Annotated in this window: 15 protein-coding genes; 3 read left to right on the top strand and 12 right to left on the bottom strand. The window is 63.6% G+C overall.

The features are described from left to right. Positions 1 to 11: 11 nt before the first annotated feature. The 12 genes from LF41_RS14330 to LF41_RS14280 form a co-directional block, all read right to left on the bottom strand. Positions 12 to 617, bottom strand: a complete 606-nt coding sequence (locus tag LF41_RS14330; RefSeq protein ID WP_036171163.1) for a PhoU domain-containing protein — start codon at positions 615 to 617, stop codon at positions 12 to 14. Between the two features lie 9 nt (positions 618 to 626). After that, positions 627 to 1,328: an aquaporin gene (locus LF41_RS14325; RefSeq protein ID WP_036171160.1), complete on the bottom strand. Its 702-nt coding sequence runs from the start codon at positions 1,326 to 1,328 to the stop codon at positions 627 to 629. Next, positions 1,325 to 1,711: an arsenate reductase ArsC gene (locus LF41_RS14320; RefSeq protein ID WP_036171156.1), complete on the bottom strand. Its 387-nt coding sequence runs from the start codon at positions 1,709 to 1,711 to the stop codon at positions 1,325 to 1,327. Before LF41_RS14320 ends, LF41_RS14325 begins: the two co-directional genes overlap by 4 nt. After that, positions 1,708 to 2,205, bottom strand: a complete 498-nt coding sequence (locus LF41_RS14315; RefSeq protein WP_036171153.1) for an arsenate reductase ArsC — start codon at positions 2,203 to 2,205, stop codon at positions 1,708 to 1,710. Before LF41_RS14315 ends, LF41_RS14320 begins: the two co-directional genes overlap by 4 nt. A gap of 10 nt (positions 2,206 to 2,215) precedes the next feature. Continuing rightward, the gene (locus tag LF41_RS14310; protein WP_036171150.1) at positions 2,216 to 2,704 is read right to left on the bottom strand and encodes an ArsI/CadI family heavy metal resistance metalloenzyme; all 489 of its coding nucleotides are present in this window, start codon (positions 2,702 to 2,704) and stop codon (positions 2,216 to 2,218) included. Beyond that, the gene (locus LF41_RS14305) at positions 2,701 to 3,039 is read right to left on the bottom strand and encodes an ArsR/SmtB family transcription factor (protein WP_425599480.1); all 339 of its coding nucleotides are present in this window, start codon (positions 3,037 to 3,039) and stop codon (positions 2,701 to 2,703) included. The genes LF41_RS14310 and LF41_RS14305 overlap by 4 nt, the downstream gene beginning before the upstream one ends. A 59-nt stretch (positions 3,040 to 3,098) precedes the next feature. After that, on the bottom strand, positions 3,099 to 4,280 hold the full coding sequence (locus LF41_RS16310; protein WP_152600034.1) for a hypothetical protein: 1,182 nt from the start codon (positions 4,278 to 4,280) through the stop codon (positions 3,099 to 3,101). Positions 4,281 to 4,813: 533 nt separating this feature from the next. Next, on the bottom strand, positions 4,814 to 6,145 hold the full coding sequence (locus tag LF41_RS14295; RefSeq protein WP_084073679.1) for a virulence-associated E family protein: 1,332 nt from the start codon (positions 6,143 to 6,145) through the stop codon (positions 4,814 to 4,816). Continuing rightward, the gene (locus LF41_RS16820; protein WP_152600033.1) at positions 6,118 to 6,594 is read right to left on the bottom strand and encodes a hypothetical protein; all 477 of its coding nucleotides are present in this window, start codon (positions 6,592 to 6,594) and stop codon (positions 6,118 to 6,120) included. Before LF41_RS16820 ends, LF41_RS14295 begins: the two co-directional genes overlap by 28 nt. 319 nt (positions 6,595 to 6,913) lie before the next feature. After that, positions 6,914 to 7,165, bottom strand: coding sequence for a helix-turn-helix transcriptional regulator (locus LF41_RS14290; protein WP_036171144.1), 252 nt, complete (start codon positions 7,163 to 7,165; stop codon positions 6,914 to 6,916). Between the two features lie 106 nt (positions 7,166 to 7,271). Next, on the bottom strand, positions 7,272 to 7,946 hold the full coding sequence (locus LF41_RS14285; protein ID WP_036171141.1) for a hypothetical protein: 675 nt from the start codon (positions 7,944 to 7,946) through the stop codon (positions 7,272 to 7,274). Next, positions 7,936 to 8,985: a tyrosine-type recombinase/integrase gene (locus tag LF41_RS14280; RefSeq protein WP_036171137.1), complete on the bottom strand. Its 1,050-nt coding sequence runs from the start codon at positions 8,983 to 8,985 to the stop codon at positions 7,936 to 7,938. Before LF41_RS14280 ends, LF41_RS14285 begins: the two co-directional genes overlap by 11 nt. A 115-nt stretch (positions 8,986 to 9,100) precedes the next feature. Here LF41_RS14280 and dusA point away from each other — a divergent pair, with 115 nt between their 5' ends. The 3 genes from dusA to LF41_RS14265 all read left to right on the top strand — a co-directional run bounded on the left by dusA (position 9,101) and on the right by LF41_RS14265 (position 11,564). Then, complete coding sequence (dusA, locus tag LF41_RS14275) at positions 9,101 to 10,099, top strand: tRNA dihydrouridine(20/20a) synthase DusA (protein WP_036171135.1); 999 nt, start codon at positions 9,101 to 9,103, stop codon at positions 10,097 to 10,099. Beyond that, positions 10,096 to 11,007 carry an arginine deiminase-related protein gene (locus LF41_RS14270; protein WP_036171132.1) on the top strand — a complete coding sequence of 304 codons (912 nt, stop codon included), beginning with the start codon at positions 10,096 to 10,098 and terminating at the stop codon, positions 11,005 to 11,007. The genes dusA and LF41_RS14270 overlap by 4 nt, the downstream gene beginning before the upstream one ends. A 128-nt stretch (positions 11,008 to 11,135) precedes the next feature. Next, entirely contained in the window at positions 11,136 to 11,564 is a 429-nt protein-coding gene (locus tag LF41_RS14265) for a hypothetical protein (protein WP_052116476.1), read from the top strand. Positions 11,565 to 11,578: the final 14 nt, after the last annotated feature.

Here is an 11,578-nt window from a genome sequence, read left to right as displayed (position 1 = left end):
ATCGTCGAAGTTTAGGCGGAGGCGGAGCGACCCAGAACGCGCGCTGCGCCTTGCGCCAGTTCGACCGCGGATCCACCCACGCGTTCCAACAGCTTTGCCGTCGCCGCGACGTCGTGCAGTTGCGGCGGCACCGCGCCTTCCTCGACGACGTCTTCGAACATCTCCGTGAGTAGTAGGTCATACCAATCATCGAGCTCCGATTCGCGGCGCGCGGCGGCACGGGCCTGCTCGACGCCGCGGCTTGCGATCGCGTCCTGCGTTTCGCCGAGCAGGGTTCCGGTCAGGTCGAAAATGCGACGGAGCCGATCATCCATCTCGGCCGACACCGCCGGTACTTTCAGCGTTGTCCGCGCCGCAAGGTGGTCGACGAGCTCGCTGATGCGGCGGACATCGCCAATCATGCGAATCAAGTCCACGGCGATTTCAGGTCGAGCCTTCAGGGCCTTCAGTTCGAGATCGTCCGGGAGCCGCGCAACCGCAGCGGCGCCATCTTCCTTCGCTTGAATCTGTTCGTGGGTGGCCTCGCGCGCCACCTCGGCAAGCCGCCCAGTCAACACCCGCAAAGCCGAAGCCATGGCCTCGAAGATTTCGATTTTGTTCTCGAAGTTGGTGCTCATGACGATCTCCTAGGGCTTGGACGCGGCTTCGCCCCCAACGTCTTCGACGATTTCGGCGCGCTGCGGAACAAGCATCCCCGCGAGGGCGAGCGCGACACCGGTGCCGACTAGCTGCGCGATCGTGAAGCCCAGGACATCCGCCGGACGGATGCCGGCGAACGATTGGGTCAACGACCGCGCCAGCGTGACCGCGGGGTTGGCGAAGGACGTGCTGGCTGTGAACCAATAGGCGGCGAAGATGTAGCTCGCGACCAGCGCGGGGATGGCCGTCGGTCGGTGCCGAACCCCCAACAGGATCGTCAGCAACAAGCCGCACGTCGCGATGCCTTCACTGATCCACTGCGCCATCCCCGTGCGGGTATGGTTGCCGGGTTGGATCAGGGGAAGATCGAACATGGCGTGTGCCAGCATGACGCCTGCAATTGCGCCGATGACTTGCAACACGATGTAAAGGCCTGCATCGCGCGAGCCGATTTCGCGGCGCAGGCGCATCGCCAAGGTGACCGCCGGGTTGAAGTGGGCGCCAGAGATTGGCCCCAGGATACCGATCAGGACGTACAACACGCCCGCCGTGGCCGCGGCGTTTGCCAGCAAGGCGATGCCATCATTGCCGGCCGATAACGCGACACCCATGACGCCCGATCCGACGACGGTCGCCAACAGCAACGCCGTGCCGAGGAACTCCGCAAGAAGGCGGCGGCGCAGGTTCATGCGATCTCCGCGAGCAACGCCTTGACGCGCGCCTCGATGTCGTCGCGGACGGCGCGGTAGCCCGCATCGTCCATGTGCTTGGGGTCGGGCAAGCCCCAATCCTCACGGCGCTTTGCAGGCACCCACGGGCAGTTGTCGCCGCAGCCCATGGTGATGACGGCATCGAACTCGCCGTCGATTTCGTCCAGGGACTTGGAGGCGTGTTGCGTCAGGTCGTAACCCAGCTCGGACATGAAGCGGACCGCCTTAGGGTTGATCACGCCCGACGGCGCCGAACCCGCGCTCAATGCCTCGACACCATCACCGCCATGGATATGCGCGAACGCCTCCGCCATCTGGCTGCGGTTCGAGTTCTCAACGCACACGAAGAGCACGCGCTTCATGCCAAGTGCTCCTCGCCGTGCATCGCGATCTCGTTCAACTTCTGCGTGCGCGCCAAGTTGTCCAGCTTTTCGAGCGGAAGCGCGAGGAGCAGCTCGATGCGACGCCTAAGGACCAACCATGCGTCCTTGAACGCTTGGGGGTCGCCGGATGCGGCAGGATCGGGAACGCCCCAGTGCGCGACCGCAGGATGCCCGGGCCACACCGGGCAGGTTTCGCCAGCCGCGTTGTCGCAGACCGTGATGACGAAATCCATAGTGGGCGCGTCCGGGCCGGCGAACTCGTCCCAGCTCTTACTGCGAAGCCCCTGCGCGCTCAGGCCGTGGTCGCGAATGGTGCGCACCGCCAGTGGATGCACTTCGCCGCTTGGGTGGCTGCCAGCGCTATACGCGCGGAAGCGGCCCTTGCCCATCGCGTTCAACAGAACCTCGGCGATCTGGCTGCGGGCGGAGTTGCCGGTGCACAGGAACAGTGCGTTGTAAACGACATTTTGCATGTCGGCGTCCTCAGCAGCAGGCCGCGGCGGGTGAGCAGCACGGCGAGCCCTTGTCGACCTTGGGATTCATCTCCGCGACGTTCGGCGTGCATGCCGCGCCGTCGGTCGCACAGGCCGCATCGCCGGCGTAGTACGTCGTCGCTTCGCCGAAGGTATGGAATGTCTCCCAGCGCGTGCCCTGTGGGTCTTCGGTCCAGTTCTTGTCGGAGCGTGCGTAGCAACAGATCGTCGCCTCCTCGGGAATCACGGTGCCGCCGGCGGCGTCGAGGCGCTTGCCGAGCGCGACGAGCTCGTCGCCGTTGTCGACTTGCAGGCCCAGATGGTCAACGCCCGGTGCGCGCCCGGTGTTGGAAATCGCGAAGTTCACGCGCGGGTCTTCGAGCATCCACTTCGCGTAGTCGTCCTTGACGACGGCAGGCGGCGCGGCAAAGAGCTGCGAATAGAAGCGGATGCTGGCGGCGAGGTCGGCGACGTTGAGGTGTACGTGGAAGCGGTTCACTTCGAGGCTCCTTTCTTGCGTGGCTTGCAGGCAGTGGGGGTGGGGCCGCAGTCCGCGGTCCCGGCGCAGCAGTTCTCGGTGAGGTAGGCGATCAGGGCGTTCATCTGCGCGTAGTTCGCGCGCACGCGGATCACGCGGCCCTCGCGCTGGTCGACCACCAGCCCCGACCCACGCAGAATATTGAGGTGTGCGGTCAGGGTCGCGGCGGGGAGGTCCAGGTACTCACGGAGCTCGCCGACCGGCATACCGTCGGGGCCGGCCTCAACGAGGCGGCGGAAGGCGCGGAGACGGGACTCGTGGCCGAGGGCGGAGAGGCTGGCGAGGGCGGATGGCATTTCCATATTTCGAAGAATATCGAAATAATGGAGATGGTCAAGGGGCCGTTAGCCCGCGGTCACCAGTACCAGGATCGTGGCTTCTCCGGCTGCGGCGCATCCAGAATTGCGTCCGACACCAGAACCGTGGGGTCGAGCCAATCGGCCTTCCTCGAGGCCCACCCGATCCACTCTGCGAGTTCGTTCGAATCGGTGCCATGCAAAGCCGCCACGCTGCCAACGGCGCGCAAGTACGCTCGAAGCTCATTGGCGGCCACCCAGCGCTTGGCGTCCAACCGCAGCTGTCGGTAAGCGGCTCGCTCTTCGGTCCTGCGTGCCATCTCACGCTCGTAGCGCTGCACTTTGCACTCGTGCTCGGCCTTCTTGCGAGCCTCCGTCTGCTCGCGATCGCGGACCTCTTCTGCCAAGGACAGGATGCCCGCGACCACCTCGCCCAATCGCTGCTCGAGGGGCGTGCGCCTTGTGTCGCGCCAGCTCCGATGGGGCCAACCCGATGCCGTGATGGTCAGTAGCCCCGTGGGCGTGAAGTCGTGCCGCGGGATGTGGGGGTATTCCACAGTGCCCGATCCCCAGCGGATGTTGTTGCGGTCTCGCTCCACCGCCCGCTGTTCCGCGACGGTCGCCTGGTGGTCAGACCGCGCGACGTGCTCGGAGATTTTGATTCGAAGCTGGGTGTCCATCAGTGCGAGAACGGTGCGGCCCTTGTCGCGGTCGACAAGGACGGTAGCCCCCAGCTTCTCAAGGGCGACGAGCACCGCACTGGCAATGGAGGTTGCTCTGTCGATGGATCCGGGCGTCACCTCGATGTCGAGGACCTCCTTCGGCGCATATCTCAGCTGCTTCGGATCAACTCTGCTGTCCTTCTGCCTAAGGCGACGACGCGCTCCTCTTGCCAACGGGTGAAGTTTCTCCGTGTCCCTCACGACGGCATCCGCGGAAATGGAATGGCGAACGGCGGCGCTCTGCGCCTTTTGGGCCGCGCGCGAGTGCCGCTCCGCATCGGGGAGCGGTTTCAACGCGAGGCCGTCCTGCCCCGCCTTGGCAGCGGGAAGCGGAGGCTGCCGAAGCTTCTGGCCGGCCTGGATCCTTGCCCAATGTCCTCGGGCGGGAAGGGGAATGCCATGGCGCTTGCACAACTTGGAAAGGCCGACGTCGGAGTACCCGAATTTTTCCGCCAACGTGCTGATGGGCTCGCTCCAGACCAGATCGTAGAGCTTCTTCCGATCGATACGATCACTCATGCCTTCCTCTGAGGTGTTGGACTGGAGCAAGCCTCGCACGCGACTCTTACGCCGCGCCTCCCTGATGCGGTCCCTGATACGGTTCCCTGTTCCGACGTTCCCGTTCAAAGTCTCAACGTTGCCGGCGGACAGGAAGCGCAAGCGCTTGTGCCCCGCATCTGGCGTTAGAAGCTGGCGGGAGGCCCGCTTTTTCTCAGTTGATTTCCCTGATGTAGGGAAAATCCTCGCAGAGACGGGTTCGCTGAGGACTGCATCCACCACCAATCGCACAAGCAAAACTCTGGCCAATCACGGAGAAAGTTTACGAGGTGAGGTAAACAACAAATCGGTTTCGCCGTGCCACGCAAAATTCGATTGTTACGGTGTCGAGGACGCCGCACCTCACCCCCTCAAGGAAGGACCCAACGCCACGGCCGGCAGCTCCCACATGTCCCACCCTACCCACCTACCTACCAGTTCCTAGAATGCCCTATGCAGTCTCTACAAATCATTTGGCTAGGCGGGAAGGTGGGAAGGTGGGGCGAACCCTTAAATTAGAACGGTTCGTCCTTCCCACCTTCCCCACCTCCAAGATCCTTCGCATCCGGACGTTGCCAAACCTTGGCCTTCCGACCTTCCCACCACGTATCCCGCTTCACCCATCCCATTCCCTTTAGGATGGAGGCGACGCGCATTTGCAGCGGCTTGGTCCACCTTTCCGGTGGAATACCTAAACCGGTTTCCATGACGGCCGCAACTTGAACTTCTCGCCGGCCTTTCAAGTACCGCGCAATCGGTTCTGCCCATTCGTCAACTTCGCGACGAGCTTCCTGCTCACGCTTCGCCTCTTCAGCAGGGACGTCCCACCAAGGTTCTCCGCGATCAAGCCGCGCAACCGCTTCTGCAAAGAGCTGCTCGCGAATATCGCGAATCCACTCCAAGTCAATTGACTTGCAAGCCACCGGCCAGAACCGGCGCGCGCCCGTTTCATCTCGGTTCCAGTCGTCGCGATTGGTCGTCCCCGAGAAGACGCACGTGCGGGCATGGTCTTCGGCACGCTTGCCATAAGGCGCACGATAGCGATCGGTAGCACAGGTCAATACGCGTTTGACTGCCGTTACTTCTGCGCGACTGATCGTGTCGAGTTCCGCAATCTCGACTAACGCTTTCCCTTTCAGAACGACGAAGAAGTCTTTTGATGTGACGCTTTCGGCCGCCTCGGCGAACCAATTCGTTCCGACCAGAGCTTGCAGCGCGGCAGACTTTCCGAGGCCTTGCGCGCCTTCGAAGACAGGCATCGTGTCGACCTTGCACCCAGGTCGGAGAATACGCGCGACCATTCCCACCATGAAGCATCGCCCGACAGCGGCGGTGTACTCACTCTGCGCCGTTCCGAAGGCCCTTGAAAGAAAACAGGGAAGACGGTCGACACGATCCCACTGCAGCGAGCGTAGCCATTCCTGCGCACTATTGCGACGGTGCGCGAAGGCGACCGCAGAAACGGCTTGGTCGACCGTAGTTGAGCCCATTTGCGAAAGGCCGATCGTCCGCTGTAGGAACAGTGTCGTACTGATCGTTTCGCCGTCGCCCCACTCATGCACGGTACCGCCGAGGGTTGTCATCACGCGCCCCGTGAATTCGTCAAACCACACGCGGCCTTTTAGGTCGCGATGGCCCTCAAGCACCCTGACGGCGTTGTCTAGATTCGGTGGCGGCGTTCCTCGGGCGTCGAAGGCCAAGCCCAAGGCATCCCATAGCACGCGGTGAGGCGTGACAGAAGGCCGTACTGCCGTCCCCACCAGGACACCCGACGCGTCCGCCGCTAGCACGCGTTGTTCAAGGCCCATCGCGGCTTCCATTAGCGCAAGTTCCGTTGCGGTCGCCATGGCTTCTGCTCGCGCAGCACGAATCGCGCATCGCACACGCGAGTTACGGCGAGCTCCAGGCGCGCGGCGTCTTCACTGCTCATTGCGCGGCCGGCTTTTACCTCGCGCGCGGCGAAATGAATCACGCACAATTCCGTATCCAGCATTTCCAGTGCTGCGCCCCATTGCGCTTCGCGGGCGATTCGCCGCATGCGCCGCCTTGATTCAGGCGTATCGTCCGCCGGTCGTTCCGGAAACAGGGCACCCAATGACAAGCCGACGGCCTCGACAACAGTGGCCGCATCGCATCCGCCGAAGCAATGAAGCAGCGCCCGCCCGTCATCTCCCGCGGCAACGCTAACCTTGGAACCACGTCCACCACAGCAAGGGCAGTACGCCCGCCAGCCCCTACCGTTTGGCTTCACGCCATCAAGGCGACTCAATAACAGGTCAATGCTCGTGTTGCTCATCGTCGGCTGCTTGGGAAGACGAGTTCGCGCAAAACCATTCGGTATGCCTCAAGCACATCTAAGTCAAACGGCGGCTGCGGATTCGGCATGTCCTGCCAACGGGTCGACGTGGTTGCCATGCTGTGCGCATAAGCCAGTACGCATTCGACTGGCATGGAGCGTAGGCCTGCTCGAATTGACCGTCGGGCCGCTTCCCACCGAGCCGCTTGCAATTTCGAAAGTGACTCGGGGTCACCGTCCTTGGGAGGGCGGGTGACAAGTCGAAAGAATTCTCCGGCCTCCGTACTCCATGACCGGAGCCGACCTCGTGAGCGCCGGCTCACAGGAGAGACGCCGCGGCACTGTTGCGCTCGCGCGTGATGGAACGAAGGTGCTCTGCGACGGCCTCGCGTGGGTACAGAACGCGGTTACCAAGGCGGATATACGCGGGCCCTTGTCCGCGCTTGCGCCACGCCTCAACGGTGGATTGCGTTGCACCTGCGAGCATCCGGAAGTCTTCCTCCAGCAAGCAGTCCAAGCTGTCTGCCATCTTCCGAATGCGTTCGATGTTGCTTTTCTGGTCGGTGACCATGTTGCCCCGTTATTCCCGACAGAGTGCCGGTTCGCTTACGGGGCATTCTCCAAAGGGCGAGGTTCCCTCGCCCCTACAGTGATCGCCGAATTCTGGAGATCAACGTTCAGACTTTGCCCTGTGGCTCGGTGACCAGCTCAATTCCCGATCTCACGATGCGGGGACCGACTTCAAGTTGCATGTGTTCTGCGAGCCTGCCCGCGAACCCAGCGAACCACGATGCCGCATCCAGTGGCGGCGCCTTCCCGGTCATCTTTATGAAATATCGGGCCAATTCGGCAACCACACTGCGTGCGCGCGCTTGCTTGGGTTTGGCTTGCCTAGATGGAGACTGCTGGGTGAGTGCGTATTCGGCAGCCTCGCCGAGGGCGTTGATCCAGTCCCAGGACTCACTAAGTATGCCGTCCGACTCGATGTCTCCAAGCTTTTCCAGAATGGCATAAGAGAATGGATAAGGGTCCTCAAGTACGGCCGCCTCGCGGGTGTGAATCTCTAGCGTCGCAATAGTTGCTTCGCTCAAGGCGTTTAAACAGTTTTGCAGGCGGTGCACATCGGTGACGAGCTTCTTCAATTCATCACATTGTTGGGCCGTGGGCACATCTCCGGTGTGTGGCATCTGTGCAATTTGATTTGCGTGCGTGAGGAGTGCCTGTTGTTGCTCGTAATCGAGCCCTGAGTCATTTAGTTCCAGCATCAGGTCGGAGCGCACTTCTTCCGGCAGATGATTTGGGTCAATCCAGAAACCGGATTTGACAGTGAGGTTGGGTTTCTTACTCGCCATGTGACTTTGCCCCTTCAATGATTGCGTGTACGTCTTCCGGTTTAATCGATGTGTATCGGCGCAGCATTGTCCAAGTCTTGTGGCCCGTCAGTAGCGCGACGCGTGGGATGTCTAGGCCCATTCGAAAGAATTGGGCAGTCGCGCGATGGCGAAGGTCATGCATGTGCAGGTCTGCAATGGGTGGCGTGACCGCCTTACAAGCGCGGGTGAACGCTGTCGACGCGGAGTCGGCCTTTACGCCGAACAGGAGGCCAATCTCGCGATCCAGCAGCAGTGGCTTCACGATGTCCACTGCGGCAGATAGCAGCGGGACGGTCTGATTGTTCCCAATCTTGTTGCGCGGGTCTTTGCGATCGCGGATCAGCGCAGTCTTTCGCTTCAAGTCGATGTCCTCGACACGCAGCGCGCAGATCTCGCCAAGGCGCATGCCGGTCGCCAGGGCGAAACGGCACAGGGTTGGCATGTCGATCTTCCGGCGGTCGCTCGACTCCCAATGTTTGTAAAGTCGATTCAGTTCATCGTCGGTTGGCTCCCGCTCCCGCTCCTTGCTGCGGGTGTCCAGCCCGCGATGTTTGAGGGACGCACGCGTCTGCGAAGGAAGCTCGGCCGGCAGGTCAAGGTGGCGAACATGGCGACCCCACGTCAGCACTGCCCCGAGAAAAGACAGGTCCGCGGCAATAGTTACGCCGCCGGCGCCGTCGTCCACGCGCTTGTCGACGAAGTCCCGCAGGACGATCGCCGTCAGCGATTGCAGCTTTACCTTGCCGAGTCGTGCCTTCAGCATCCTTAGCGTTGCGGCCTTCGTCTTACCGCCAGTGCCGGCGCGCGAAGCTATGTAAGCGTCGATCAATTCGCCGAGAGATGCGCCCTTTGGCGGCAGCGCGTAGCCGCTGGCGGCGACCTGGTGAGCCTGTCCTTCGACCGCTCGCGCCCATGCTTCAGCTTCGCGCTTTAGTGGGAACGTGGCGGCCCTATACAATCCACCGCGACGCACTTGAACGCGCCATTTCCCTGATGGCAACTGGGCAAAAGAGGCCATGTGTGCATTCTGTGTCCGCTCAATCGTGCACCGATTATTACTCGGATCTTTCCCGCTTGTGCACCGCGTGTGCACTGAGTCTCGCACACGCCCCGTTTAAACGCCTTTGCGGAAAATGAATAAGCAGTATAATCAGCGACATAGCGAAATCATGTTATCCGTCGCCCCGATGATGGATTGGACGGACACGCATTGCCGCGTGTTCCATCGCACGCTCGCGCCGCACGCGCGGCTGTACACCGAAATGGTGCATGCCAACGCGGTGATCCATGGCGACCGCACGCGCCTGCTCGCGTTGGATCCGGTCGAACATCCCGTCGCGTTGCAGTTGGGCGGCAGCGAACCGGAACTGCTCGCGCAGGCCGCGCGCATCGGCGCCGAACACGGCTTCGATGAGATCAACCTCAATTGCGGATGCCCGTCCGATCGCGTGCAGGCCGGGCGGTTTGGTGCGTGCCTGATGCGCGAACCGGCGTTGGTCGCAGACAGCGTCGCCGCGATGATCGCCGCGTGCGACGTGCCGGTGACGGTGAAATGCCGACTCGGCGTCGACGACGACCACGACTTCGGTCGCTTCCTCGCCTTCATCGACACCGTGGCCGACGCCGGGTGCCGCATGTTCGTCGTGCACGCGCGCAACGCCTGGCTGCAAGGCCTGTCGCCGAAGGAGAACCGCGAAGTGCCGCCGCTGCGCTACGACTGGGCGTATGCGCTCAAGCGCGACCGTCCCGGGTTGCAGGTGATCGTCAACGGCGGCATCGCAACGGATGACGAAGCGACGAAGCACCTGGACCACGTCGATGGCGCGATGCTCGGCCGCGCGGCGTACCACGACCCGTACTTGCTGCACCGCCTCGACGTCGCGTGGTTCGGCGGCGCGTTGCGCACGCGCGGGGAATTGCTGCGCGCGCTGCGTCCGTACATCGAAGATCAACTTGCGCGCGGTGTGTTCCTCAAGCACATCACGCGGCATCTGCTCGGCTTGTTCGCGGGCGAACGCGGCGGCCGCGCGTTCCGCCAGGTGCTGAGCGAGGGCGCGCACAAGCCCGGTGCCGATTGGTCCCTGATCGAACAGGCGCTGGCGCTCACGCAATCGCCGGCGGTGGCGGCATGATCACGCGCGATCTCGGGGCGTTCGTCGCGCGCGTGCGCGGGTTCGCGCACGACTTCGGCCCGCCCACCGCGCGGGGCGCCTTCCTCGTCGCGCCCGACGGCTTCCGCCTGGCCGACGAATCCGCGCGCGACAACCGCTACATGGCCGATGCCGCGCGCTTCGACGCGATGCGCGCGTCCGAAGAACATCGCGCGTTGCATCGCGCACTCGCGCAAGTGGTGCCCACGATCTGCTTCCCGGGCGATCCCGACGCGCCCGACGGCCTGTTCCCGAACAACGTCTTCGCCACCGGCGCCGGACGCTATCTCGTCGGCCGCATGCGCCATCCCGTGCGCCAGCGCGAAGCCGCGCGCGCCGACATCCGCGCCTTCTTCGGCGGTGTATTGGATTACGCGGAAATCGACCTCTCCGACCAGGTGCATCCCTGCGAACTCACCGGCGCGCTGGTGATCGACCGCGCGCGCGGCGTGGGTTGGTGCGGATTGTCGGAACGCTGCGACGAGACCGGTGCGCAGCTGATGCACGAAGCCCTCGGCTTGCGCGCCACGTTGTTGTTCGACCTGGCGCCGGGCGAATACCACACGAACGTCGTGCTCGCCGTGCTGGCGGGCCGCGCGGCGCTGGTGTGTCCGCGCGGGTTCGCCGACGCCGCCGTCGTCGATGCGCTCCGGGCGGTCTACGGACCGCACGCCATCGCGCTGTCGGACGCCGAACATGCGGCATTCGCCGGCAACGCCATCACGCTGTCGAACGATGTCGTATGGATGAGCGAGGGGGCAGGCGCGGCGTTGACGGCCGCCACGCGGCAGGCCCTGGCGGCGGCGGGTTTCACCCTCCGCACGGTGCCCATGGCCGCGATCGAGGCCGCCGGCGGGTCGTTGCGGTGCTGCGTCGGGGAGCTGTTCTGAGGCCCCGCAACGTACTTCCCGGGCAGAGCGGCCATGAACGGTCCGCCAGCGTGAAGAAAAAGTTCAGACGTGATTCACTGCCGCGTTCGAAAAATGACGCATCCCCGCTGCACCGAGCCGAGCGCCCCATGCCGCTGTCGTTGTCCCGTCGCCGATCGTCGCTTGCCGTCGCCCTTGCGGGCGTCAGCGCCGTCGCGTGGGCCCAGCCGCAGCCGCCGCAGCAACCGCCGCCGCACCAGCAGCAACAGCCGCAGCCGCACGCGCGCGACCGGCAGCAGGGCCTGTCGGAGTCCGTGCGCCGCGCCGAACGCAACGGCCAGGTGCTCAGCGCCGAGCAGGTGCAGTCCGACGGACGCGACGTGAATCGTGTCAAGATCATCGACGACAAGGGTCGCGTGCGGGTCTTCTGGGACGATCCGGCCGCGAAGGATGCCCGTAACCGTGCGTGGGACGAACCCCGCTCGCAACGGCCCTCCAAGAGCGGCGGGGACAGCGGGAAAGGGCGGAAGGACAAGCCCCGTACACGCTCCGACGACGACGGCGACCCCACCCTCTGAGCCAACGGCCGCTC

This window comes from Lysobacter dokdonensis DS-58, assembly GCF_000770795.1.
Lineage (GTDB): Bacteria > Pseudomonadota > Gammaproteobacteria > Xanthomonadales > Xanthomonadaceae > Noviluteimonas > Noviluteimonas dokdonensis.
Note: the sequence above shows the minus strand (reverse complement) of the source record. Positions and strands in the feature narration are given on the sequence as shown.